The following is a 24990-nucleotide window of genomic DNA, read 5'->3' on the forward strand; positions in this document are numbered from 1 at the left end:
GTTAGCCCTCCAATTCTTTTGGCAACTTGATGATGACGCGCGTTCCTTGGCCGGGGGAGCTGTCGATTTCCACGCCGTAAGGCTCCCCGAAGGCAAACCGGATCCGCTCGTCAATATTCAACAGGCCGATTCCGTTTCCTGCCGCCACAAGCTCGCCTTTTTGCAGCAATTGCAGCGTATCCGGAGCCATGCCCGGACCGTCGTCCTCGACGATCAGACAGAAAGCGTCCTTTTCATAACGGCTGTAAATAGCGATCGTGCACGTATCGACCGAAGGCTCCAGCGCATAGTGGACCGCGTTTTCGAGCAGCGGCTGCAGCGTCAGCTTAGGGATTTTGCGCAAAAGCTCCTTGTCCTCGACGTCAAGCCGGAAAGACAGCCTGTCCTCGAACCGGAATTTTTGGATCGTCACGTAATTCCGAACCATTTCCAGCTCCTCCGCAAGCGACAGGACCGGTTCCTTCAAGCTGACGGCATTGCGGAGCAAAAAGGCCAGCGCCTGAACCATTTGCGAAATGCGGGTTTGTTTGTTGATCTTCGCCATCCAGTTGATGGATTCCAGCGTGTTATACAAAAAATGCGGATTGATTTGGGCCTGCAGCGCCTTGAATTCGGTTTCCTTGATCAGCAGCCGGCTGGCATAGTTTTCCGTGATCAGCGCGTTGATCCGCTCGACCATCAGGCGGAAGGTCCGGTGCAGTAGTCCGAGCTCATCCATGGCCGGCGGCTCCTGGTCGGTGGCAAGCACGTTCGCTTCGGCGAAATTGCCTTTTTCGGCCAGCTTCATGCGGGCGATCAGGTTTTCGATCGGGCGGGTCAAGCCGCGGGAGAAGCGGATTCCCCACAAAATCGCCACGGCAAAAATGAGAATAAAGACGATGACGACAAGCTCTTTAATAAAAACGATTTGCTTGAAAATCCGGTTGAACGGCGTCACGTTCAAGTAGGTCCAGCCCGTCTCCGCCGAGCGATTGTAGGCGATGAAATAGGTTTGGTTTCCGATTTCTTTGGTGAAGTATCCGCTCCCGGATAACAGGGAGTCCTGAACGGCGGCTGGATCGAAGTGAGGTTCGGAGGGATAAATCGGATCGGTGCCCGCGGTCATGATAAGATCCCCTTCCTCGGCAGCCATCTCATGGACGATCCGGTCCATGTTGATCCGCAGAAAAACCGTGCCGATTTCCTTCAGGTCAAACAGCGTCCCGGAATAGGAACGGACGTCCCGCGACAGGATGAGGGCCGGATCGGAAGCGTCCGGATACGTCCATCGGGCTTCGCCATTGGCTTCCGCGGCAATCCGCAAGATGGCTGCCTGTTTGTCCGGGGTGATCGGGATAACGCTGCCGAGATCCTGCTGAACTCCGTAAGCGTCCACGACATGGATGGAATAAAGAGACGGTTCGGAGCCGACGTAATTGAGCAGCCGGTCGACCAGCCGCTTGCGCAGGATGAGGCGGTCGTAGTCGGAATCGCTTGTTGCGATGGAACGGAGCAGGGACTGGACTTGGGTGTCGGTAACGATGCTGAAGGAAAGCTGCTCGATCCGCTCCAGCTCTTTTTCGATTGCGGAAGACGACAAATGCAGCACCTGCGAGGATTTTTGGTATAACTGCTCGTCATACACCGAAAAGGCATATTGCTGGACGAGGATCGCGAATGCGAACGTCATCGCCACGATAAAGGCGATCAGCAGGGAAAGTTTGTTTTTGATCTTCATATGCTTGAATGAGACAAGCCATTTCTGCACGCGATCTTCTCCCTATGATGTGGAATTTAGTACACATTATGTCACCGGGATGTAAACGCTGTCAATAATAGGATGCGCCTTGCGGATCGCAGGACTGGCGGCTCAAGGCTTGCGGGAGCTCGGGTTTAGGCCGCTGCCCTCTATTTTTTGAAGCAGATGAATAACGACAACAACAGACCTTGGAATGAATATAATAAAGACATGAAGCGATCGCGCTTGATATCTTTTTTCGCAAGCCGCAGATTTGACATTCCTAACTGTGTTTAGTATTATTACAGTAATCTTCGATTTTATTTTGTTATATATTCAATTACAGTTTGTATACACGATGAAGAGTGAGGCGGTGGAATGATGAAATTCGAAATTGGCGATTGGGTTCAAGGAAAGACGGTAGACGGAGAGTTTATTCACGGATACATTGAAACGGCGGACGCCCAGCGGGAAATCGTTCGAGTACGCGTCGTTCAATCGGATCATGAAGAAGCGGTCGGCAAAACGGTGTCCGTTCGCGGTTCATGGCTGAAGCTGCTGCCGGTGAATTCCCTGGAAGATCCGGATAATCTCGAAAGCCTGGTTGACCTTGCGTTGTCCACGATGGACGAAGTGTGGTTTCAAGAATTGACGGACCGCATGAAGCAATTGCGAAGCGATAAGGGAAAGGAAACCCGTGAAATTCCGTTTCGCGGCAAGCTGTCGAACCGTTGGGGCTTGTCGGGGAAAAAATCATAAACGCTTAAGAGGCGAAGCGCCGGATTTTTCCGGGCTTCGCTTTTTTTGTGAGTCACAGAATTCAAAACCTTCCGGGTCACCAGAAAGTACTTGGACCGGCTTCGAAGCTACAGGACCGCATTGTAGGGGATTTAACTGTACGAATAAGTTGGCGACCGGCCCGATGGGCTCCTCTGGAACAACCGCGCCGCCCGGGATGGCGGACGCGCGATTGTCCCTTCATGCGTTCGCCCGTATAATGAATGTGACTGGTTTCAGATTGCGAGAAAACGGGAGGAATCCATCCATGGCGCTGGAGATTGAACGAAAATTTTTGCTGCCGGCGTTTCCGGCGGCGCTCATCGAAGAAAACGTGTTAAAGATCGAAAAAGAACAGCTGATTGAACAGACCTACTTGGCGCTTCATGAAGACCAGGAGCTGAGGGTTCGGAAAATCGTCGACCTGGCGAGCGGCCGGGAGGAATACACCCATACGTTCAAAAAAGGCCACGGCATTGCCCGCGAGGAAGTAGAGTATGCCATTTCGGAAGGGCTGTACGAGCAGATGGTTGCCAAACATCGGGCGGTCCCGTTGATCAAAAAGCGCACCACGGCCTATTGGGGTGACCGCGTGGTCGAAATCGACGATTACCGGCAAATCGACCTGCTGGTGCTGGAAGCGGAATTCGCCTCCGTCGCGGAGGCGGAAAACTTTGAACCGCCGGCTTGGTTCGGCAGGGAAATCAGCTCCGACAAACAATACAGCAACAAAAAAGTGTGGGCCGACCTTCAAAGCCGCTAAAAACGACCGAAGGCGGGGAAAAGGCGGACAAGCAAACGGCGGTGCCGAATGATGAGAAGGTATGGACAAACCTGGCGGCGGATGCCTATTATCTTATTAAGGAATATCATTCGGCCCATGACAGCGGCGCTATTTGATCCATCTTAAGATTTGCGCAGAATCGTACGGAATACCGGAACGGGTGGCCTTACGCGCGATCGCACGTGAAAGGCACCGCACCTGGGACAAGCGGCCGAACCAGCTTCGGCTGTCCCCTCCGCGAAAGTTTTTGTAAGCGCATTCGCGGCGTTTCCCGTACGACAAGAAGAATAGCCATGGTTTTTTCAGGAGGGAATGGGACCGGCAACCGTCAAGGTTGCTTCGAATCATGAAACCGAACTTGAAAAGGAGAAAAACGGGCGATGTGGCAAAAGGCGATTGAAGACGCGGCGGCCAAGTTGAAACGGAATATCAGTTCTCACACGGGGCTTTTTCCGCATATTGCGGGCAAAGACGCCATGGGGGAGAAGCGTTACGACTGGGGCGCGAACGTAGACTGGATCGAAGGATTTTATACCGGGATGATGTGGCTTTGCTACGAATACGGCGGGGACGGTTTTTTCCGCGAAGCGGCTGAGGCGCAGCTGGACGATTACCGCAACCGTTTGGAAAAGCATATTAGCCTCGACCACCACGACATCGGGTTTCTGTATTCCCTTTCCGCCGTAGCCCAGTGGCGCGTGCTGAAAGACGAGAAAGCCCGGGAGCTTGGGCTGCAGGCGGCGGACAAGCTGCTTCAACGCTGGCGGCCGCGGATCGGAGCCATTCAGGCTTGGGGTCCCGAAGGCGATCCGGAGAACGGCGGGCGGATCATTATCGACTGCTTGCTGAACCTGCCGCTTTTATATTGGGCCCATCGGCAGACGGGCGATGAAAAATATTACGATATCGCCTACCGCCATGCGCTCCTCAGCCGGCGTTTCCTCGTTCGCGGCGACGGCTCGTCGTACCATACGTTTTATTTTGACCAGGAAAACGGCAACGCCATCCGGGGTGGCACGCATCAAGGCTATCAGGACGGTTCGACATGGACGCGCGGGCAGGCATGGGGCATCTACGGTTTTGCTTTATCCTACCGTTATACGAAGGACGCGCGTTTCCTGGACACGTCCAAGCGGATGGCGCGCTATTTTATCGAGCATTTGCCGGAGGATGACGTCGCTTATTGGGATTTCGACGCACCGGTCGAGCCGGGGACGTCCCGCGACAGCTCCGCTTCGGCCATCGTCGCTTGCGGTTTGCTCGAGCTGCTCGAGCTGATGGACGCAAACGATCCGGAACGCGCATGCCTGCAGGAAGCCTTGCAGCGGATGATGACATCGCTTGTGGAGAATTACGCCACGATCGGGATTCCTGACGCGGAAGGATTGCTCCAGCACGGCTCCTACCATGTGCGCGGCGGTATCGGCCCGGACGACTACATGATCTGGGGAGATTATTATTATCTCGAGGCGCTGGTCCGGATGTCGAAGGGCATTAAGGGGTATTGGTACGAATAAGGCATGATCGAACTTCATAAAGACTTGAACTGAGAAAGCAGGGGCACCGCTTGCGATGCCCGCTGCTTTTTCCGGTTTCCGGCTTTATTTCAGCTCCCAATCGGTCACTTTTTTGATCGCGGCATCGGCGTCCTTCAAATCGGTTTCGCCCATATTGAGAAGCGTACTCCATTGTTTGACGCGGTTTTTCCCGTTTGGCGGCTGGTTGTAATCGTGGGTGTCGACGATTTTGGTCCGTTCGGCGTAAAATTTCGTCATAAACGTCTTTTCGTCCTTGCTGCTTCCCGAGCGGGAAAGGATGCCTTCCAGGCTGCCGGAATCGCCCGTCGCTCCCTGATTCAAGGCGGTGTCAACAAAAGAGCCGATCGTCAGCGCCGAAGTAAAACCGCGTTTTCTCGCCTGCTCGACGCTGTATTTGATATACACGTTATAGAAGGTGCGCCACATCGCTTCCCGCCAGGCCGCGTCATTCTGGAGGCTGTTAATCTTACTGACGAACTTGCTTTTGCTGTCCGAAATGACGAGGATGCCGTTTTTCATCTTGCCGTTGATGCCAAGGCGCTTCAGGGCGCCTTCGACGCTTGGATTGCTTGCGCCCTTGGCGCGGTCGTACTCTTTAAAAAGGTCGGGGCCATCCGGCCCTTCGTCGTTCGGCCCCCCGGTCGTCGCGCCGAAAATGCCGATGGTATACCCGCGGTCATCTCCGATATCCTCGCAATATCCGTAATATTTCGTCCAGTTGAGGTCGTCCTGCTCCGGTTTGTTGACGAGCTTCATGATGTTGTCCCACTGCTCGCCGTCAAGGCCGGTGTTGGCTTTCAGAAATTGCAGCGTTTCCGGCGAAAAATTGGCGTCATGGCTTCCCGCCGCAGCGGCGAAGGCTTGGACGTCCGCATCGGAGGCTCCGGCGGGACTTGCGTTCACTTCGGCACCGGGGTCGTTAGCGGAATCCGTCACATCGGGCTGCTCCGCGGCAGCTGCATGTTCGTCGGCAAAAACCTTTGTCGGCACGGGACCGGACATGGCCGTCAATGAGCCGACCAGCGTAAAGCTGAGCAGGAACGCGGTCAGTTTTTTTCTTGCGGCGGCTTGTCTGTTGGTATTGTTCATGGATTATCCCTCCAAAAGTGATGAATGGCAAAAACGGTATTCGATTTTTCTTGATAAAAGTAAAAACGCTTTAACTTTAAATGGGTAAAAAACGAACGCAGTAAAAAATATATGTTTGGTACAAATCCCCCCTTCCGGTTTTCACATAATGTTTAAGCGCTTAAACTTTTGGGGTAAAAAGGCATTCCGTTTCCGATCCGCTGCGTTGGAGGCTCCGGAGCCGCGGGCCATGATCAGTGTCGCGTGGATGCAGCAAGAGCATACTTGAGATCGCGGCGGTCGAACAAGGGTCCAAACGACTATTCATTTGGCGGATTTCTGTGTAGATATTTTATCCTAATCGGGGATTTCGCACGACAGGATACCGCACCGTTCGAGCCAAGCCGCTTTCGGGCGCAAAATGAAGTCGAATTACCGCTTGGGCGCCATTATCGTTTTCGGAAACGATGTCGTTTTTTGACTGTCCGGCTGCACGCTTCATTTTGGCGGACAAAGGGCAGGCGATTTTTTTTCGGCAGGGGTCTTCTGCCTTGGCTGCGTTTCTGATATGGTGATGAGGCAGGGAATTTATGGGCCTTCCCGGCGAGTAAGCGGCTTTAAAATCCATATGCTATACGATGAATGGTCAGGTACATAAAGTTCGGATCGGCGGCATCTTGGCATCAAAGGGGGACTGATCGGCAATGTGGATTGCCTTTGCGTTTGGGTCGGCGCTGTTCGCCGGCATCACATCGATTCTCGCCAAAATCGGAATCCGCAACGTGGACTCCAATTTGGCCACCGCGCTGCGCACGTGGGTCGTGTTGATTTTCTCCTGGCTGATGGTTTTTGTGGTCGGGTCGCAGAACACGATCACGGCGTTAAGCGGGAAAAGCTTGCTGTTTCTCCTGCTGTCCGGCTTGACGACGGGAGCTTCCTGGATTTGTTATTTCCGGGCGCTGCAGCTTGGGGACGTCAACAAGGTCACGCCGGTGGATAAATCGAGCAACGTGCTGACGATGATGTTGGCGTTTGTTTTTCTCGGCGAGCGGCTGACGTGGAGCAATGCCATCGGGATGGTGGTCATCGCGGCCGGCACGTATATGATGATCCAGAAAAGCAAATCGGAAAAAGCGGCTTCCGCCGTCCGCAGAAGCTGGCTGGTTTACGCCTGTTTATCCGCGCTGTTCGCGGCATTAACCTCGATCTTGGGGAAAATCGGCATCGAGGGCGTCGAGTCGAACCTGGGGACGGCCATCCGGACGATCGTCGTGCTTTTGATGGCTTGGCTGATCGTGTTTGCCCAAAAAAAGCAGCGAGAGATCAAACGGATCGACCGCAAAAGCTGGCTGTTTATCACCCTGTCCGGGCTGGCGACGGGCCTGTCGTGGTTATGTTTTTACAAAGCGCTGCAGGACGGACCGGCAAGCGTCGTCGTGCCGATCGACAAGCTCAGCATTTTGATCACGGTGCTGTTCGCCTTCGTTTTCCTGAAGGAAAAACTGTCGCTGAAATCGACGGCCGGATTGGTGCTGCTGACGGCGGGAACGCTTTTGTTGCTGCTCAAAGGATAGCGAATGAACCCCCGAAAGCGGGGGCAACGGCCTCGAAGCCGATTCAGGTGCTTCGCGGGGACGCCGGAAAGTCTAAATTCTTATTATGGAAAAAGGAGCTGTCCCGCAGGTCGCTTAGCGCCCGGGCAGCTCCTTTTATTTATGACCAAGCAAGGAAGGCGGTCACGTCTCGAACAAAACCTCTCCCGTGCGCGATAGATCGTACCCCGCGATCGTTTGCAGCTCCTTCCGGAACTCCTCCGAACGCAAAATGTCAAGCAGCGCCCCGATCCAGGCCATGTTTTCCGCTTTTTTCAGCATCACCAGATCGTAGCGCTCCTGAATGAGCGGGATAAAATCCACCTGCCCTACGATCGCCGCGGCTTTTTCGATGCCGACGCCGACGTCGGCGTCGCCGGACGCAACCTTGGCCGCCACGCCGATATGGTTGGTCTGCTCCTCTTCATATCCGTTGAGCTGCTCCGGCCGGATGCCGTGCAGGCGCAGCTGCTCGTCCAACAGGACGCGGGCGCCGGAGCCTTTTTCGCGGTTTGCCATCCGCAGCCCGGGACGGGCGAGATCGGACCAGCCGGAAAGCCCGAGCGGATTGCCTTTTTGCACGTAAAGACCGGCGTTTCTCGATAGCAGGTTCACGACCATGCAGGGAAAACCGACGAGCAGCTTGCGGATGTACGGAATGTTGTATTCCCCGGTATCGCCGTCCAGCAGATGGGTGCTGACGATGTCCGATTCCCCGCGGTACATTGCGATCAGGCTGTCCAGGCTGCCGACATACGCCCGTAGCGGCCGGATGCCGGCAACGCCTTTTTCCATATATTTGACCAAAATGTCCAGGCTGATATCCTGTCCCGTCACGACCAAAGGGCGAACGCCGCTCAAGGACGCTCCGTGATGAAGCGGATCCGCCGCTTGGACGGGCTGGGGAACGGCTTTGATGCCCTTGGCCCGCTGCTTGTAAGCATCGAGGTCCGCCGCGTCGACGCGCATCTGCTTGCCGACCCGGTAGGACGGAAGTTCGCCTTTTTTGATCAGGTCGTAAACGGTGAGCTTGGATATTTTCAGCATTTTGGCGATTTCTTCGGTGGTATAGGATATATCGCTCGACATGGAAATCCTCCTTATTCGAAACAGGCGCTCGTTTGGCGGCAACGCCGCACTAGCTTCTTTCATTGTAACACGCGGAAGGCCAAAGAACATGCTTCATCCTGCCGTACCTGCCGGACAAACCGATGGAACTTCTCCGAAGACCTACTTTTGACGGTTTGTGAAACTTTTCCGAATCCGGTTTACAACGCCAGGAATATCTAGGTATAATTTATATCAATTATAACTATTTATAACTAAATATAATGATTTGGAGTGCTGACATGCGGATTAATTATCGAAACAGTCTGGTTTTATTTATGATCATGATGGTCATGCTGCTTGCGGCAGGTTGCGGGGGCGGGGCAGCCACCCAAACGGACGGCGCTGCGGGAACCGCGGGCAAGGGGACGGATCAGGCGGTATCGGATGCGAAGCAGGCGGCCAAGACCGACCTGACGATCTCCGCCGCGGCAAGCATGACCGATGCGCTTGAGGAAATCAAAAAGGCCTATGAGCTGGCCCATCCCGATGTGGAGCTGAATTTCAACTTCGGCGGTTCCGGCGCGCTGCAGAAACAGATCGAGCAGGGGGCGCCTGCGGACCTGTTCCTCTCCGCCGCGGTCAAAAACATGAAGCCGCTTGTCGAGCAGGGGCTTATGGCCGACGGCAAGGTGAAAACCCTTCTGAAAAACGAGCTGGTCGCCGTCGTGCCGGCGGATTCGGCCAACCCGGTCGCAAGCATCGCGGATCTCGGCAATGCGGACGTCAAAAAGGTTGCGATCGGCATCCCGGAAAGCGTTCCGGCAGGCAATTACGCCAAGGAAGCGCTGACGAATTCGAAGCTGTGGGAACCGCTTCAGCCGAAACTCGTACAGGCCAAAGACGTGCGTCAGGTGCTGCAATACGTCGAAACCGGCAATGCCGACGCCGGGTTCGTGTACAAGACGGATGCTTTGTCTTCGTCCAAAGTCAAAATCGCGTTTACGGTGGATCAAGGCACCTATTCGACGGTCGAATATCCGGCGGGCATCGTCAAAGCGACCAAACATGCGAAGGAAGCGGAAGATTTTTACGAATATTTGCAGTCCGAGGCTTCGCTTGACGTTTTCGTTAAATACGGCTTTTCCGTTCCGGAGTAAAAAGGATGTGCGCTTATGAGCTGGCATGACTTTTGGCCGCCCGTCCGTATTTCCCTGGAGGCGGCGCTGCTGTCGAGCGTGATCGTTCTCGTCCTGGGCGCTGCGGCGGCCTGGTGGATGGCGCGAAAAACGTTCAAAGGAAAAAGCGTGCTGGAGACCGTTTTGATGCTGCCGCTGGTGCTTCCCCCGACGGTGGTCGGCTTTTTGCTCCTTGTGCTGCTGGGGCGGAAAAGCTGGATCGGACAGGCCGTAGAATGGCTGTTCGACGCGCCGATTATCTTTTCCTGGTGGGCTGCCGTCATCGCGGCGGTGGTCGTTTCCTTTCCGCTCGTATACCAAACGATGAAAAACGGATTCGCCGCCGTCGATCCCGAGCTGGAAAACGCCGGGCGCGCGAGCGGTGCAAGCGAATGGCAGGTATTCCGATACATTACGCTTCCGCTTGCCGTCCATTCGGTCGGCACCGCCTTTATCCTCGGCTTTGCGCGCGGACTCGGCGAGTTCGGGGCGACGTTGATGATCGCGGGCAACATTCCGGGCAAAACCCAGACGATTCCGACGGCGATCTATGTGGCGGTGGATGCGGGCAATACGCCGATGGCATGGGCATGGACCGGGGCGATCATCGTCATTTCGTTCCTGATGCTGTCGTTAACCGGACGCCGGAACCCGGCCGATGCAAACCGCGCTTCGGCGGCATCCAAAACAATCTAGTCGGGCGCAGCGAAAATGCTGCCATAGTCTAAAGGCATAAAAAGGCTTGATTTGGTGGTGCACCGAATCAAGCCTTTTTTCCCATCCTCCCCGTCCCTTTTTCAGAATATATTCAGAGCTTTATAGTTAAATGGATATATACTCGCTGAAATGGGGGAAAGGGTTATTCCATCGGCCGTTACACGGCAGAACATTAGAAAAGGATTTGTGTGGTGATAAATTGATGTTATCCGAAATACAACAAGAGGCGCTGAACAAGGCGCAAACGCATGGAGGAAAACTCGTCCGCTGGAGACAGGGCGGATATTGGACATATGAGGGAGCCGTGTCGAATATAAAAGACCGTTCTCCGAAAGTGTCCGATTTGGAATGGTATTGCACGACCAACACGATCTTCGCCCTCGTCCGGCGGGGGTTTATGACCATGGAGGATTGGGAGAATTGCTTGGTCATCCCGGAGGAAGCGAAAGAAGAAACCGATGTAAAAGAATTATAGACGAACCGGAGTTATTTGGTGCAACCTGGCATGCTTTGCTGTTAAAATATTTAGAAGAAAAGCAGCACTGTCCAGGAGGAGAGAACCTTGAAGGTCTTGATCGTCGACGATGAAAATCTGGCTTTATTAAAATTGGAAAAACTGCTGCATTCGCAAGGCGGGCTTGGTTTTCCGATCCAGGTGATTGGGGCGTACCAGAATCCTTATGCTGCGCTTGAAGCGGTGGGGCAGGAGGCGCCGGACGTCGCCTTTCTGGATATCGAGATGCCGGAATTTTCCGGTTTTGAGCTGGCGGAGCAGCTGTTGGAAATTCATCCGCAAATGCATGTCGTTTTTGTTACCGCCTACCAGGATTTTGCCGTAAAAGCATTTGAAGTGAACGCGCTCGATTATTTGCTGAAGCCCGTGCATCCGTCGAGACTGGCCGTGACGCTGGACCGGATCGGGCGGTTTTCGCTCCTTGATAGCGCAAATGCCGCCGAGGAACAAACCGGAGAAGCGATACTTTGCTGCCTGCAAAGCCTGCATTACCGGGATCGGGAAGGCAGGCCGCAATTCTTCCGGTGGAAAACGCTGAAAGCCCCGGAATTGTTTGCATATCTGATCTATAACCGGGACAAAATGGTGAGCAAGCAAACCTTGATCGATTTGCTGTGGCCGGAGCAAGACATGAAGAAAGCAACAACACAGTTACATACGGCCATCTACCAAATCAGGCAAATGATTAAGGCGAGCGGGCTCCAGCTGCAGATCAAATACCATGACGAAGGTTATCGGCTGGTTTGGGGCCAGGTGGCGTTAGACGTGGACATTTGGGAAAACAGCCTTCGCGCCGCGCCGCCGGTAACGCCCGAGACGCTCCCCCGGCACTTGTTGACTTTGGACATGTACGCGGGCGACTATCTGGAGGAGCACCGGTATATTTGGGCGGCGCCGGAGCAGGAGCGCATCCGGCTGCTCTGGCTGAAATATGCCAAACCCGTAGCGGAATGCCACGTCCGGCTTGGACAGCATGCCGAAGCGGCGAAGCTGTACCAGCAGATGATCGGAAGGTTGCCTTATTTGGAGGACGGTTATCTGGGATTGATGAAAATGTATGCGGAGCTTCATAATTCCACGGAAGTCAGAAGGCTGTACCAGCAGCTGACGGACGTGTTCGAGGGCGAATACGACATGACCCCAAGCGAGGAAACGACGGCATGGTACCAGGAATGGGAGCAGGCGGTCGCAAGCGGCGCATAGACGAAAAATTTCCGCTTCAAAAGGGGCGCAGACATAATAAACGCTGCCTTAAGCTCTAATCGCACCCATCTTTCGGATGAAGGATGTTGAATTCGCGGCTATCGGCATATAAAACGATGGCCTTAACGATAGGAAAAAGCAGCCTGCGGCTCTATGTCGCAGGCTGCTTTTTCTATTCCTATGATAGCGCAGGATGTTGGCTTGCTTTACTTGCGCGATGGTTCGGGATGACGAAGGACATGACCGTGCCTTCCCCAAGCTTGCTTTCAATCTGCAGACCTTGCCCGTAATGCTGCTTCAGCCTTCGGTTCGTGTTCAGCAGTCCGATGCCTCCGGAGATCCGGCCGCCGCCGGCATCCGGGTGAAGCAGGTGCGCGGCTTCCTCTTCGGACATGCCTTTGCCGTTATCCCTGACCTCGAACCTCGTGCCTTCCTCCTCCCGTCGGATCCGGATTTCTACCGTCCCGCCTTGAATCCGGCTCAGCAGGCCGTGCTTCACCGCATTTTCGACCAGCGGCTGCAGCGTCAGCGGCGGAATGAACAGCGAAATGTCCGGATCGACATTCCATACGACCTCCAGCCGCGGCCCGAAACGTTCCTTCTCGATGTAAAGATAGGACTGGACCAGATCCAGTTCATGGGAAAGGGGAACGACCTGTTCCGAATTCAGAAAATCGATGCTGATCCGCAAATACGAGGTAAACGCATCGGCCAAATCCCGCATTTTATCCAGATCGATTTCGCTTAGCGACATAATCGAATTGATCGTATTGAACAGGAAGTGCGGCTGGATTTGGGCCTGCAGATAAGCGGCTTCGATCCGGAGCCTTTCTTCGGCCGATTTTTTGAGCGTCCCTAAAGAAAGTACCCGGTATTTCAGCTCCAGTGCATCCACCGGCTTCGCCACATAATCGTTTGCCCCGGCGACAAATCCGGCGTAAATGTCCTCCGGCCGGCTTCTGGCGGTCAGCAGCAGGATGGGCAGCTCGAAGCTGCTGAACCGTTCCCGGACGATCCGCGTCAGCTCATAGCCTGACATATGCGGCATCATGACGTCGGAAATCAGCAGATCCCATGAAGAGGATTCAAGATGTTGCAGCGCTTCTTTCGCCGATAAGGCCGTTTGGATTTCGTGGCCTTCATCTGCAAAAATGCCGGTAAGAACTCTCAAGTTGACGGGATCGTCCTCTACGATCAAAATCCGTATTCCCTTGGTCAAAGCATGTCCATACATGCCGGCGCGATCGTTGGCAAGGTCCGGTTCGACGGCTGCGGCCGTTTCCCGGGCGAGTATGCCGTCCCACTCGTTTTCTTCCGGCTTCGGCACGGTGCTGTCGGCTTTTTGAACTTCTGCATCCGCCTCGAAGCCGCTTTCCGCCAGCGGGAGGGAAAAGCTGAACACCGTGCCTTTGCCAGGGGTGGACTCGGCCGTCAAGGTGCCGCCATGAAGCTCGACCATCTGTCTGCAGATGCTGAGGCCCAGTCCGATGCCGCCGTTTTCGTCTTCGCCTTGCCCCTGCTCGTACGGAAGAAAAATCCGTTCCAGCGCATCCTGCCTGATGCCGCGCCCGGTATCGGCCACACGGATCACGACCGCTCCTCCATCGGCCTCAGCCGAGATGTTGATGGTGCCTTCGTCGGTAAACTTGATGGCATTATGAAGCAAATTGAACAAAATTTGAGTCAGCCTCTGCTCATCGGCATACACCGAAGGAAGCGACTCCGGAAACCCCGAGGTGACCCGGACGGGTTTGCCTTCCGTCATGTAGGCGAGCATGCTGATTACGCCGGATACGACAGGCTCCACCTGAAGCGGCCGTTGACGGAGCACGATCCCTTGGTCCTTCAATCTGACGGCGTCGAGCAGATCGCTGAGCAGATAAGACATCCGGCGGCTGATGGTGACGAGAAGCTCCATGTTCTTGAGGCTTTCTGGGTCCATGGAGTGCTGCTGGCGGGTCAATACCGACTGGGCGATATTGATGATGCCGTGCAGCGGCGTCCGCAGTTCATGCGAGGTGTTCGCCAGGAACTGGTCCTTCCGTTCGTCCGCCTTTCGCAGCTGCTCGTTCAGCTTGGCGTTTTCCGCCGCGTTCCGGAAATAACGTTTAAACCAATAGGCGGAAAAGCCGACGATGGCGGCCAAAATGTCGACCGGATAATAAATGGGAGTGAAATTCCAATCGAAATTCACCGTCCCCCATAAAATGTTGGATATGACGCTGGCCGCCGCGAGCAGGATCAGAAAAGCATCCTTTTGCTTTTGGCGCATCATTTTGCCGATCAGGAAGAAAAACCAGAACGTAGGCAGCAGGTACAGCACGCCAAAGACATGATAGGTCCTTGATAAATGCACCAGGTTTGCCGGAGCAATAAGCAAAAACGCGCAGTACAGGGCACTGGCGCCGACATATCCGACAAACAGAGGGCCCCGCCGGGTTTGCCCGGAAAAACTTCTTCCCATCAGCAGCATGCAGAACGTTATGCCCAAATAGGACAGAATCCGGATCTTCAGCATCCACGTGTAATTGAGGGGGAGCCAGCGCAAAAGCACGTATTCATGATCCGACACCACCGTCAGCCCTGCAAATATAAGCAGCAGAACGAAAGCCAGAAGCAGCTTCTCCCTGGGGTTGATGATATACATAATGCCGGCGTACAGCGCATGAAGCAGCAGGATCATAAAAACGACCAGCTGAAAACCGATCGAATACCACCACTGAAAATCGATCGCCGCCTGCGTGCCAAACCGCATAGACTCGATAATCCCCCCGGTGGTAGGATCGTCGTAGTTGGCGGATTGGATCAGGATATCGATCACGTTCTGCTGATTTGGAGTGATGGTGTTGGTGAAAGATACGAGCTCCGGAATATACTCTTTGCCCGTTGCAGCAGGTTTCCCGAAGCCGCCCATAGGTTTTCCGTTGACGATGACAACGGAGGAAGATTTAATCTCCTTGACCCACAGTTCGTAAGGCTGGTCCAGCGGTTGATCCACAAGAATGCGGAGCCTGTAGGTTCCGTAACCGAACGACGAACCGTTTTTATCGTTCCAAGCGGAACTCCAATCGCCGGGAACTTGAATATAGCGGCGCTCATCCTTGGCCTGTTCGGCCTGCCGGCTGTCGGAGATCAGCCGATTCGGGTAAAACTCCCACGCCCCGTCCAGTACGATGGAATGCCTGTTATCCAACTGGGCCTCGCGCAAGTCGAGAACACCCTGCTGCACTTTAGGCTGTTCCTCGGTTCCGAATGCATCCGACCAAAGCATTCTTGCACAAATGAGCAGCGCGATGTACAGCAAAAATACGACCGTTTTTTTCATTAATATGTATCGTCCCTGTTATAAAGTCGTCGTCAGGCGAGTTCATGTTGTCAAAGTACATTCTATTATACGACATGATTCGCGGTTCCGTCTGTCCATCTAGAGCACCGTCTTCTTTTTTACGAAGGAAGACTTCTCGGGCTCGCTTCAGCTTTCGGAAAGGATACATCCATTTCAACGATTGCGCTCTGGACGGATGGGGATTCTTCGTCGATAATGGGAAAGGAAAGATATGGATCCTGAATAAGGGAGAGCTGAAAACATGAAGATTCGGTTTCTGGGCACGGCGGCGTTCGAAGGAATTCCTTCGTTGTTTTGCCGTTGCCCGCTTTGCGTGAAAGCAGTGGAGGAAGGCGGCAAAGAGATCCGCTCCCGTACTTCGGTGATGCTGGATGATGAACTGAAAATCGACTTTCCGCCGGATACGTTTATGCACATGATTCGCGACAGGCTGGATTTGGAAAAAATCAAGGATCTTATTTTTACCCATTCCCATTCCGATCACTTGTATGCCGACGATTTGGTTGCAAGACTTCCAGGATATGCGCGTTCTGCCGATCATCCGATCGAGGTGTACGGGAACGACGCGGTTCTTCTGCGGATCAAACAGGCGCTGGACACGAACGGAGGAGCGCAGGGCAAATACAATTTGCACAGACTCCGGCCGTTTGAACGAACGCAGCTGCAGACGGCGGTTGTCGTGCCTCTTCCGGCCAGCCATGATCCGAACGAAACCTGTTTGCTTTATTACATCGAAAAAGACGGCAAAACCTTGCTTTACGGTCATGACAGCGGCTGGTTCCCGGAGGAAACGTGGCAATGGCTTCAAGGGAAAAGGCTGGATTTGGCCATTCTCGAATGCACGGTCGGGCAAATCAACTACCGGCAAAGCCATATGAACGTCGATGCCGTATTGGAAACCAAACAGCGTTTTGAGGAGTACGGGATCCTGAAGCCGGACGCGCAAATCGTCGTCACCCATTTTTCCCATAACGGGCAGCTGTCTCATTCGGATTTGGTGGACATATTTACGCCTCACGGCATCCAGGTCGCTTACGACGGCATGATTCTTGAACTTCCGTGATCTGACGCCACATCTGATGCGAAAAGCATCGGCTTTTTTGCAAATAACTTGGCCATGATTAGGGTGCGGCTGGAGGAGTAGAGAAGGAGCCGATCATTTTGGGGTCTCAGCTTGAAAAGAAGCCATTGGAGCGGAAACGAATATGCACTCAGCATTTTTGGCTGCTGGGCTGGGCAGACTCGCTTCGAGGCGGCTTCACGGATGCTTTGGGAGGCTGCTCGGCCCGTTTGGCTTCGGCGCAACCCACAATCAGAATGCTGAGGGTCATGACTGCCGCGACGACGGAATGCATCTGCCTTGATTTCATCATTTCACCTCCTTTGGCTTCAAATTAGAAAGTGTAAGTTCTGGAGCCTTCACATGCCTTTATCGCAAGGGAAATTTCCGCTAATCGCGGTCTGTCTAAAGTGCGTCGATGGACGTTTTTCTTATAAACGAACAGGCAGACGAGATCATTTTGTAACCGCTATCTTATATAACGTTTTTCCCTGGACCTGGTTCCGGACTTCATAAAACGTTCACAAGTTCATTTTGAAAGCGCTAACGTTTTGTTACAAATACCCGTTGGGAGATTTTGCGAAACATTCATTTTGTTGTTGAAATAAATGGAACAGGTTGCATATAATTAGATTGTAAGCCTATGCAGGCTCCGCGAACGTCGGGGTATGGCGCAGTCTGGTAGCGCGCACCCTTGGGGTGGGTGAGGCCGTGGGTTCGAATCCCGCTACTCCGATTGAGTTCCATGCAGAAACCAGGAAAAAGCGTTCACTAAAAGTTTCGGCTTTTAGTGAACGCTTTTTCTATGTATGGTAGAATTTAGGCAGCGAGGTGATTGAAATGAGCCGTTTTATGAAGCCGCTGACGTCTTCGCTGCACCTTTATACCGCGATGACCGAGCGCGTACCGATCGTCGTTTTTATCGGGAATGAGCTCGTCGGGGCCGGGCGAATCGCGGAGATCACGGAAGAGAGCGTGAAAATCGGGGGCGAGCGGTACATGAGGAAAGTCTGTACGTTTAAATATGCCAGTTAAAATACCGCCTCATTCTAGTGCCGCACCGATGTTCAATGGGCTTGAGGCTGTAAGGATCCGGAGGTTTGTTTATGCCCGTTTCTCCCGTTCCAAATCATCCCTCAGCGCATCCATCCACGTCCTGTTTCCGCCCACCCGGATCATTTGTTCAAGCAGCCACTTTTTCGATTTCCGGTCGCGGCTGCGCTCCAAATAGACGTTAAAATCATGCTCGTCTTCCGGCCGCGTGCTCAGGCTTTTGAACAGCAGCTGCCAAGCCGGGTTGACGAATGGCCGCGTCAAGCTTCCCATCGCAAAGTCGCCGATCGGCATGGTCACGGTCCGGTCCTTCCGGAAAATGACGTGTTCATCGCTGCGTTCGGTCAAAAGAATCTCCAGAAACGCCGCCCCTTTGAACAGGTGAAGGCAATATCGCGGCGGTTCGACGTCCCCCAAATGACGGACAGGCTCCAGCCGATGTTGGCCGGGGATGGCCACGTTAATGTCCCAATCATTGAAAAAACTTAACGCATACGCCAAATCCTCTCTGAAAATGCAAATGTCCATATCTTTATGGCTTCGCGTCGCTTCCCCGACGGCCAAATCGATCGTCCAGCCCCCGGCAATGAACCAAGGTTTTTGGAAGGAAGCCATAAGCGATTCGATGCCGCCAAGTTCTTTTGCATGGATCATGTTCGTTTCCTCCAAGGCACGGATTATGCCAATGTATTTTTGGAATGCAATTCACTTCATGCCGTTATGAATCTGCAACAGGTTTCCGTTGAATTTAGCAAATCATTGCGTTTGCGCTCAAGGCCGGTGAACCAACTCCATGGCAGAGGCCTGTGACTAAACACTTCTTAAAACCGAGAAAATAAAAAGAAAAACGCAAACGATGATAAGCGTGATTTTGGAGAATTGCTTCAGCTTGCGGTTGTCGAACGTCTTGTTCAGCAGGAAAAAGAATCCGGCCACCCAAATCGCTTCCTGAAAAAAGTTCATGAGGATGTTTCTAATCATATTGATAAAAAAGAATACATTATTCATTATAAAGGCCTCCTTGCGAGGTTTCTGAAAAAGTTCCCTTTTATATAGATTGAACTGAAATTTGCATCGAACTTCCTGTTAAAAGGGCCCGATGCGGCTCTATAACCTTCATTTCTTTAGTTCGTTCTATATAGTTAACGCTTGTGGAACGTCGTTCGTAACCGCATGCTGAAAATTCCTACACGATTGTCGCGTTATACCCCGTCTTTTTTCCTTCCTCCACAGCTTGGACGTACCCCTCAAAGTAAAAAGGGATATCGTCCTCGCTTCCGTTCGCGAGCCTTCCTCTCACTTTGTCAAAGGCGAAGATCGAGATCGAAAAAGCGGGCTCTCCGGTAATCAGAACGGGTTGCTCTTTCTCCGCAGCCCAATAGTACTCCCCGCCGTAATTCCGCCTGGCCACCTCAAAAACATAACATCCCGCCATGGAGCATACGGAATCCAAATGTTCGTCATCCGTTACAAAATCGCTGATTTCATCCAAAAGATCATCCAGCGGGCGCAGGCTTTCCACGCTAAAATCAAAATTCCCGCGGTCCGCGAAATTGGCGGCAAAACTTTCTGCTGTAGAGATCACGTCGTCTTTTAAGCTTCTCGGCATGTTTTTAGGCTCCCTTCAACGATACGATGTTGATCGTCGCGATAATTTTTTGGCAACTCATCTAATATTTGCAGTTTGTTTCTATTTTTTCAAGCTTTTCGGTAGATGAGTCAATATAATCAAAGTTGTACGACACAAACGATGCAGGAGGGCCATCGATGAGCGGGCGAATACCGGAACCGTATTTCCGTTAATCCCCCGCTTCCTTTGACTTTAACCTGCCACTGGTTTATCTTGGGTTGTACTTGGGTGTTTATGAACGCCCATTCGAATAAACCGAGGGAGGCGTCTTTTGATGAAAAATCTTCAATCTACGGTAACCTTGAACAGCGGTCATTCCATGCCATGGTTTGGACTGGGCGTATACAAGGTGCAGGAAGGCCAAGAAGTGGTTGATTCCGTCAAAACCGCGATAGCTAGCGGCTACCGGAGCATTGACACGGCTGCGCTTTACGGCAACGAGGAAGGCGTAGGGCAAGCGATTCGGGAGTCGGGTGTTCCGCGCGAGGAATTGTTTATTACGACCAAAGTGTGGAATTCGGATCAAGGATATGACAGCACATTTAAAGCTTTTGAAACAAGCATCACCAAGCTTGGACTCGATTACGTGGACCTCTACCTGGTGCACTGGCCGGTAAAAGGGAAATATAAAGAGACTTGGCGGGCGCTCGAGAAGCTGCAGCAGGACGGCCGGGTCCGTTCGATCGGCGTATCCAATTTCCATATCCATCACTTGGAGGATGTAATGAAAGATGCGAATGTGAAACCTGCCGTCAACCAGGTGGAGCTGCATCCGCTGCTGAACCAGGCCGAGCTTCGCGAATACTGCAAATCGCAGGGCATCCAGATCGAGGCTTGGGCTCCGCTGGCGCAAGGGCATCTGCTGGACAACGAAGTGCTGAAGAACATCGGCGCGAAATACGGCAAGTCCACGGCACAGGTGATCCTTCGTTGGGATATTCAAAATGAAATCGTCACGATTCCGAAGTCCATCAATCCGAAACGGATCGTCGAAAACGCGGACATTTTTGATTTCGAATTGACGGCGGAAGACATGGAGCAAATCAACGGTTTGAACGAAAACCGCCGGTTCGGAGCCGACCCGGACAATTTCAATTTTTAAATGCACGGTTAATAACGTGAACCTAAAATCGCGTCCTCCTGCTTCTTGGCAGGGGCGCGATTTATTTGTTATTTTACATCTAGCCGGGGAATATGTGCATGCGGGATCCCCTTCAACCGAAGCATGCGCAGCGGTTCTGTCGCCCAAAAAAACCTTGCCTCGGGAGCGGAGGCAAGGTTTTTTTGGGAGAGTGAATGGCATCAAGGTACCTGTACTTGGCCATGTTTTGGAACCCCACAGGAATACAGCGATACAAGCTGCGATGGCGGTCCATATTCCGGTCATGCCGGGAACGTAACTCACATCGTAATTCGGCAAAAAACGTATCGATAACGTTCAACAGCGCGTGGATGATAATGGCCCCAAACATGCTTTTTCCCGTATTGTTAAACACCCAGACGATAATGACCCTTGCCGCTACGGTGCCAAGGAACCAGCAAGCGATCCACAATGGAGGATGATGGGCCTCAATGAGCGGAATGATATGCCAAATCCCCCACAGGCCCCCATAATCAAGCCTGCCCTCAATGCGCCCCACCGGTTTTGCAGCGGATCGATCGCATATCCCATCCACCCGCCGATTATTTGTTTCATGATTTTAATATAATCGGCAGTTCCTTAAGCGCAAACATCATCGTGCTTTCCTGGCGTACAAGCTCTGCGGAACGGTCGCGGCGGAAATCCGGGAAACGTCTTAGCAGCGTTTCGACGGCGATTTTCGATTCCAGCCGGGCGAGCTGGGAACCGAGGCAGTAATGGATGCCGCTGCCCAGACCCAGATGCGGATTCGGATTCCGGTGAATATCGAATCGTTCCGGCTGCTCGAACACTTCCTCATCATGGTTGGCCGATGCCATCCATATGTGGACGAATTGCCCTTGCTTCAGCTTTTGCCCGCGCAGTTCGGTATCCTGCTTGACATGGCGGAACATCAGCTGCACCGGGGAGAAATATCGGAACGTTTCCTCGATGGCGCCCGGAATCAATCCGGGGTCTTCAAGCAGCTGCGAGCGCACCTCCGGCAGGCTGTCGATGGCCAGCATGGCCGAGGAGATCAGGTTGGTCGTCGTTTCGTTGCCGGCCACGAGCAGCAGGATGCAAAATCCGATGATCTCCATTTCGGTTAAATGTTCGTTTTCGATGCGGGCCTGCACCAGCTTCGTAATCAAATCGTCCTGCGGATGACGTCTGCGGTCCTCGGCGATATCCGCAAAATAGGCGCCCATCTCCCGCTGGCAGGCATAATAGGCATCGGGATGATCGCCGACGAGGGCGTCCGACCATGCCTTGAATGTTTCCCTGTGCTCTATGGATACGCCGAGCATTTCGGCAATGACGGTAATCGGAAGCGGGCTCGCCAAATCCGCGATCGCGTCCATCCGGCCCTTTTGTTCGGCTTCGTCAAGCAGGGAGTCCGCGATGGATTGGATTTTCGGTGCGAGGGACTCGATCACGCGCGGGGTAAAAGCCTGTGAGACCAGCTTGCGCAGCTGGCGGTGCTTCGGCGGGTCCTGGCGCAAAATGCTCGATTCGAGCGGATCTTCCGAGGACGGAGACCCTTGGGAAGAGAAGATTTCGTAATTTGTGAAGACGTATTTAACGTCCTCGTATTTAAAAACGTTCCAGATTCCGTTGCCTTCCGACTGAACGACCGGGGAGTTGCTGCGCATTTGCTTGAACCAATCCAAAGGCAGCAAACCGTTTTTATTCCATTCCATACGTAGCACCGTCACTTTCTTTTGTGATTTTTGAACTGACTGGTCAGTTTTTGGTCATGAAAAAAAGAAGGCCTTGCTAATCAATGGAGATAAACAGGCCTTGGGTAATGATCGTAAAGACAAAATGCTCCAAATCGTCCCGGGTGTATTCATCCGGATGGTTCAGGTAATAGTTGCAGGTGCTTTCCAGCGTACCGATGATGCTTGCCGCCGCCAAATTGGCGTCCACGTCGCGGATCAGGTTTTCATCGCATTTGCCTTCTTCCAAGATTGCCGCCAAAAAACGGAGATGCTCCCGCCGGAGCTGCTTCAGCTCATCCAAGACATCCTGCTCGATTCCGTTCGAAAGCTCGTTAAACACGATATGCGAAAAATGGCGCGATTCCAAAAACAAATCCAGATGATGGCGGATGATCCGCAAAATCTGCTCCTTGATCGGAAGGGGGGCGTACAGGTCGGCTTGGGTCCGCTGCATAATATCCTCGAAGCCTTGCTTGACGACCGTTTTGAAAAGTTCGGACTTCCCCGGAAAATTGTAGTAAAGCGTTCCTTTGGCCACCTGGGCCCTCAGGGCGATCTCATCCATGCTCGCGCGATGGTAGCCGTTTTCGGAGAACACTTCGATGGCGGCGCTTATAATTTTGTCTTTGCTCAAGCTCAATCTACCTTTCCTGCAAAATCAAATCCGTTAATCTGACTGGTCAGTTCAAAAATAAGATACCATGCTGGGAAAAATTAGTCAAATAGGTTAACATGAAGTAGAATAGGTCCGATGATTTGCTTTCCGTGCGTATCATGTACATATGGACCGTAGTGGTGTATATTTCAACATGCTGGTTCATTCATCAGCGGAATTGGATATGACTATACCAAGAACACTATACGGTAACGGAGTGATCACTTGAGCAAATCAAAAGGCAAGGGCGGAACAGGCAGGGGAACGGGCAAGAAAGGCTGGACCCGCTGGGATGCTAAAGCCCGCCGGATCAAAAGCGCCCCGAAGCCTTATACCAGTAAGGGGACGAAAAAAACCGGTGAAGCCACAGGCGATGGACCTATATAAGGAGTGGTATTCTGAGAAAGCATAAACCAATGTCATTTGACGATCTGCTAAAAGAGCTGCAAGGCCAAAAAATGGTTCAGGAAGATCCGAATCATGTACCGCTGAACGAATTGTTTAATGCGTCGTTTATGCGGAAGCATTCTTCTTTCAACAGTTTTGGGGAGTTTGTAGAGAAGGGCAGCTTCCAAATCCAGACGTATGAAGACATCGACAACATCCCTGACGAGCTGTTTGATCGGCATATCTTCAGAGAGACCGACTTCATAGACTGGAAGTCCATGCTGGATCAAGCCAACGCGGAGTATAATGGGAAATAAGAGGATGCTTCCGCATCTCAGTTTATGGAACCTCGATTCACAGAAGAGCGCACCGATACCGGCTGCGCTTTTTTTGTATGAAGAGCAATCCGCTGGGGCGCGACTTTTAGGTCCACCGCGCCGCCCAAAGCTTCATTTGATGGCAAATGCCGTGCAAATCCTGACCCTTGGGGGTCAACGTATATTCCACCGTCACCGGCACCGTCGGGTACACCTTGCGTTCAAGCACCCCATGTTCTTCCAGATGGCGCAGCGTGCTTGTCAAAGCCCGGGGGCTCACGCTGGGGATCCGCCGCTGAAGCTCCCCGAACCGGAGCGTTCCGCAGAACAGTTCGCGGATGACGAGAAAAGCCCATTTTCCGCCGAGCACGTCCAGCGTTTTTTCGATGTTGCATTCGATAAACTCCGGATTTTTCGGGATATAGCTGCTGGCTTTTTTTGCCGTTGTCACGAAGGTCACCTCCATAGGGATATCTACTATACTGAAGTATACTAGATATCCTTGGTATAATTAAGTGAAAAACATTTCACTTCTTCAAATCGGATACGAACTTCTTTAGAATGTAGGGTGTAACCAGAATGATCTAGAATGATCTCAAGGAGGAATGAAAAATGAAATACCGGAGATTGGGCGGCAGCGGCCTGAAGGTCAGCGAAATCAGCTTGGGGAGCTGGCTTACATACGGCGGTTACGTTGAACGCGAAAATGCGGTGAATTCGATCAAAACGGCATATGATCTGGGCATTAATTTTTTCGATACGGCAAACGTTTATGAAAAGGGCGCGGCGGAAGAGCTGGTGGGCGAAACCTTGAAAGCGTATCCGCGCGAGTCCTACGTGCTTGCTACAAAAGCATTTTGGCCGATGGGCGACGGTCCCAATGACCGCGGCTTGTCCCGCAAACATATTATGGAACAGGTACACGCCAGCCTGAAGCGTCTGAAGCATGATTACGTGGACATCTTCTACTGCCACCGCCATGATGCCGAAACGCCGCTGGAAGAAACGCTCCGGGCGATCGATGATCTGGTCCGTCAGGGCAAAGTGCTTTATGTCGGCGTAAGCGAGTGGCAGGCCTCGCAAATCGCTGAAGCGCTGGGCGTAGCCGACCGTTATCTGCTGGACCGCATCGTGGTTAACCAGCCGGAATACAACATGTTCAACCGTTACATCGAAAAAGAAATCATGCCGCTCTCCGAGCGTTCCGGCATCGGTCAAGTCGTCTTTTGCCCGCTGGCGCAAGGACTGCTGACAGGCAAATACACGTCGGTTTCCGATATTCCGCAGGACAGCCGTGCCGCCAAACTCGAATGGATGCGCAAGGGCATCACCGAAGAAAAAATCAACAAGGTGAAGCAGCTTGAAGGCATTGCGGGCGAACTCGGAATTTCCATGGGAAATCTGGCTTTGGCCTGGATTTTGCGCAATCGCAACGTAGCCAGCGCGCTTGTTGGCGCAAGCCGTCCGGAGCAGGTGACGGAGAATGCCAAGGCTTCCGGCGTGGAGTTGAGCGAAGACGTGCTGAACCGCATCGAGGACATTTTGAAATAGAACAGGGATAAACCG

The 24990-nt window shown here is 52.9% G+C and carries 26 protein-coding genes and 1 tRNA gene; 16 read left to right on the forward strand and 11 right to left on the reverse strand.

Annotation, left to right across the window (positions count from 1 at the left end):
- Position 1: 1 nt before the first annotated feature.
- Positions 2 to 1747 carry a cache domain-containing sensor histidine kinase gene (locus tag RJP21_RS19590; RefSeq protein ID WP_310860807.1) on the reverse strand — a complete coding sequence of 582 codons (1746 nt, stop codon included), beginning with the start codon at positions 1745 to 1747 and terminating at the stop codon, positions 2 to 4.
- Between the two features lie 348 nt (positions 1748 to 2095).
- On the opposite strand from RJP21_RS19590, the gene RJP21_RS19595 reads away from it, so the two are divergent.
- From RJP21_RS19595 to RJP21_RS19610, 4 genes are all read left to right on the forward strand, one after another.
- On the forward strand, positions 2096 to 2476 hold the full coding sequence (locus tag RJP21_RS19595; RefSeq protein WP_160043528.1) for a hypothetical protein: 381 nt from the start codon (positions 2096 to 2098) through the stop codon (positions 2474 to 2476).
- Positions 2477 to 2762: 286 nt separating this feature from the next.
- Positions 2763 to 3257, forward strand: a complete 495-nt coding sequence (locus tag RJP21_RS19600) for a CYTH domain-containing protein (RefSeq protein WP_310860808.1) — start codon at positions 2763 to 2765, stop codon at positions 3255 to 3257.
- The gene (locus tag RJP21_RS19605) at positions 3233 to 3394 is read left to right on the forward strand and encodes a hypothetical protein (RefSeq protein ID WP_310860809.1); all 162 of its coding nucleotides are present in this window, start codon (positions 3233 to 3235) and stop codon (positions 3392 to 3394) included. The genes RJP21_RS19600 and RJP21_RS19605 overlap by 25 nt, the downstream gene beginning before the upstream one ends.
- 264 nt (positions 3395 to 3658) lie before the next feature.
- The gene (locus RJP21_RS19610) at positions 3659 to 4795 is read left to right on the forward strand and encodes a glycoside hydrolase family 88 protein (protein WP_310860810.1); all 1137 of its coding nucleotides are present in this window, start codon (positions 3659 to 3661) and stop codon (positions 4793 to 4795) included.
- 84 nt (positions 4796 to 4879) lie between these two features.
- Here RJP21_RS19610 and RJP21_RS19615 read toward each other — a convergent pair whose 3' ends face one another.
- A complete protein-coding gene (locus RJP21_RS19615) occupies positions 4880 to 5905 on the reverse strand; it encodes a chitosanase (protein WP_310860811.1) in 1026 nt (341 codons plus the stop codon).
- A 683-nt stretch (positions 5906 to 6588) separates the two neighbouring features.
- On the opposite strand from RJP21_RS19615, the gene RJP21_RS19620 reads away from it, so the two are divergent.
- On the forward strand, positions 6589 to 7458 hold the full coding sequence (locus tag RJP21_RS19620) for an EamA family transporter (protein ID WP_160045202.1): 870 nt from the start codon (positions 6589 to 6591) through the stop codon (positions 7456 to 7458).
- A 162-nt stretch (positions 7459 to 7620) separates the two neighbouring features.
- Here the strand turns inward: RJP21_RS19620 and RJP21_RS19625 are convergent, their stop codons facing one another.
- On the reverse strand, positions 7621 to 8565 hold the full coding sequence (locus RJP21_RS19625; protein WP_310860812.1) for a substrate-binding domain-containing protein: 945 nt from the start codon (positions 8563 to 8565) through the stop codon (positions 7621 to 7623).
- A 260-nt stretch (positions 8566 to 8825) separates the two neighbouring features.
- Here RJP21_RS19625 and modA point away from each other — a divergent pair, with 260 nt between their 5' ends.
- The 4 genes from modA to RJP21_RS19645 all read left to right on the forward strand — a co-directional run bounded on the left by modA (position 8826) and on the right by RJP21_RS19645 (position 12135).
- A complete protein-coding gene (modA, locus tag RJP21_RS19630) occupies positions 8826 to 9683 on the forward strand; it encodes a molybdate ABC transporter substrate-binding protein (protein WP_310860813.1) in 858 nt (285 codons plus the stop codon).
- Between the two features lie 15 nt (positions 9684 to 9698).
- Entirely contained in the window at positions 9699 to 10397 is a 699-nt protein-coding gene (gene modB / locus RJP21_RS19635; protein ID WP_160045199.1) for a molybdate ABC transporter permease subunit, read from the forward strand.
- Positions 10398 to 10620: 223 nt separating this feature from the next.
- Positions 10621 to 10893: a hypothetical protein gene (locus RJP21_RS19640; protein ID WP_310860814.1), complete on the forward strand. Its 273-nt coding sequence runs from the start codon at positions 10621 to 10623 to the stop codon at positions 10891 to 10893.
- An 87-nt stretch (positions 10894 to 10980) separates the two neighbouring features.
- Entirely contained in the window at positions 10981 to 12135 is a 1155-nt protein-coding gene (locus RJP21_RS19645; RefSeq protein WP_310860815.1) for a response regulator, read from the forward strand.
- A 178-nt stretch (positions 12136 to 12313) separates the two neighbouring features.
- Here the strand turns inward: RJP21_RS19645 and RJP21_RS19650 are convergent, their stop codons facing one another.
- Positions 12314 to 15460 carry an ATP-binding protein gene (locus tag RJP21_RS19650; RefSeq protein ID WP_310860816.1) on the reverse strand — a complete coding sequence of 1049 codons (3147 nt, stop codon included), beginning with the start codon at positions 15458 to 15460 and terminating at the stop codon, positions 12314 to 12316.
- A 262-nt stretch (positions 15461 to 15722) separates the two neighbouring features.
- Here RJP21_RS19650 and RJP21_RS19655 point away from each other — a divergent pair, with 262 nt between their 5' ends.
- Positions 15723 to 16544, forward strand: coding sequence for an MBL fold metallo-hydrolase (locus tag RJP21_RS19655; RefSeq protein WP_310860817.1), 822 nt, complete (start codon positions 15723 to 15725; stop codon positions 16542 to 16544).
- A 148-nt stretch (positions 16545 to 16692) separates the two neighbouring features.
- On the opposite strand, the gene RJP21_RS19660 is transcribed toward RJP21_RS19655, so the two are convergent.
- Entirely contained in the window at positions 16693 to 16854 is a 162-nt protein-coding gene (locus RJP21_RS19660; RefSeq protein ID WP_160045194.1) for a hypothetical protein, read from the reverse strand.
- Between the two features lie 349 nt (positions 16855 to 17203).
- On the opposite strand from RJP21_RS19660, the gene RJP21_RS19665 reads away from it, so the two are divergent.
- Positions 17204 to 17277 (forward strand) — tRNA-Pro (locus tag RJP21_RS19665).
- Positions 17278 to 17381: 104 nt separating this feature from the next.
- A complete protein-coding gene (locus RJP21_RS19670) occupies positions 17382 to 17576 on the forward strand; it encodes a hypothetical protein (RefSeq protein ID WP_310860818.1) in 195 nt (64 codons plus the stop codon).
- Between the two features lie 69 nt (positions 17577 to 17645).
- On the opposite strand, the gene RJP21_RS19675 is transcribed toward RJP21_RS19670, so the two are convergent.
- The 3 genes from RJP21_RS19675 to RJP21_RS19685 all read right to left on the reverse strand — a co-directional run bounded on the left by RJP21_RS19675 (position 17646) and on the right by RJP21_RS19685 (position 19203).
- Entirely contained in the window at positions 17646 to 18248 is a 603-nt protein-coding gene (locus tag RJP21_RS19675) for a nucleotidyltransferase domain-containing protein (RefSeq protein ID WP_310860819.1), read from the reverse strand.
- 156 nt (positions 18249 to 18404) lie between these two features.
- Entirely contained in the window at positions 18405 to 18602 is a 198-nt protein-coding gene (locus RJP21_RS19680; RefSeq protein ID WP_310860820.1) for a hypothetical protein, read from the reverse strand.
- Positions 18603 to 18780: 178 nt separating this feature from the next.
- Positions 18781 to 19203 carry a hypothetical protein gene (locus RJP21_RS19685; protein WP_310860821.1) on the reverse strand — a complete coding sequence of 141 codons (423 nt, stop codon included), beginning with the start codon at positions 19201 to 19203 and terminating at the stop codon, positions 18781 to 18783.
- Between the two features lie 295 nt (positions 19204 to 19498).
- Between RJP21_RS19685 and RJP21_RS19690 the strand changes: the two genes are divergently transcribed.
- Positions 19499 to 20326: an aldo/keto reductase gene (locus tag RJP21_RS19690; RefSeq protein ID WP_310860822.1), complete on the forward strand. Its 828-nt coding sequence runs from the start codon at positions 19499 to 19501 to the stop codon at positions 20324 to 20326.
- Between the two features lie 590 nt (positions 20327 to 20916).
- Here RJP21_RS19690 and RJP21_RS19695 read toward each other — a convergent pair.
- Positions 20917 to 22044, reverse strand: a complete 1128-nt coding sequence (locus tag RJP21_RS19695) for a cytochrome P450 (protein ID WP_310860823.1) — start codon at positions 22042 to 22044, stop codon at positions 20917 to 20919.
- A gap of 76 nt (positions 22045 to 22120) precedes the next feature.
- Positions 22121 to 22699 carry a TetR/AcrR family transcriptional regulator gene (locus RJP21_RS19700; RefSeq protein ID WP_310860824.1) on the reverse strand — a complete coding sequence of 193 codons (579 nt, stop codon included), beginning with the start codon at positions 22697 to 22699 and terminating at the stop codon, positions 22121 to 22123.
- Positions 22700 to 22945: 246 nt separating this feature from the next.
- Here RJP21_RS19700 and RJP21_RS19705 point away from each other — a divergent pair, with 246 nt between their 5' ends.
- On the forward strand, positions 22946 to 23107 hold the full coding sequence (locus tag RJP21_RS19705; protein ID WP_081992626.1) for a DUF3934 family protein: 162 nt from the start codon (positions 22946 to 22948) through the stop codon (positions 23105 to 23107).
- Positions 23108 to 23136: 29 nt separating this feature from the next.
- On the forward strand, positions 23137 to 23424 hold the full coding sequence (locus tag RJP21_RS19710; RefSeq protein ID WP_310860825.1) for a hypothetical protein: 288 nt from the start codon (positions 23137 to 23139) through the stop codon (positions 23422 to 23424).
- 106 nt (positions 23425 to 23530) lie between these two features.
- Here the strand turns inward: RJP21_RS19710 and RJP21_RS19715 are convergent, their stop codons facing one another.
- Positions 23531 to 23875 (reverse strand): winged helix-turn-helix transcriptional regulator, encoded by a 345-nt coding sequence (locus RJP21_RS19715; protein WP_160045184.1) that lies wholly within the window; start codon positions 23873 to 23875, stop codon positions 23531 to 23533.
- Positions 23876 to 24036: 161 nt separating this feature from the next.
- Here RJP21_RS19715 and RJP21_RS19720 point away from each other — a divergent pair, with 161 nt between their 5' ends.
- Positions 24037 to 24975: an aldo/keto reductase family protein gene (locus RJP21_RS19720; protein WP_160045183.1), complete on the forward strand. Its 939-nt coding sequence runs from the start codon at positions 24037 to 24039 to the stop codon at positions 24973 to 24975.
- The last annotated feature ends 15 nt before the right edge of the window (positions 24976 to 24990 follow it).

Origin of the sequence: Paenibacillus sp. VCA1 (assembly GCF_031583795.1) — a bacterium.
Taxonomy (GTDB): Bacteria; Bacillota; Bacilli; order Paenibacillales; family Paenibacillaceae; genus Paenibacillus_AQ; species Paenibacillus_AQ albilobatus.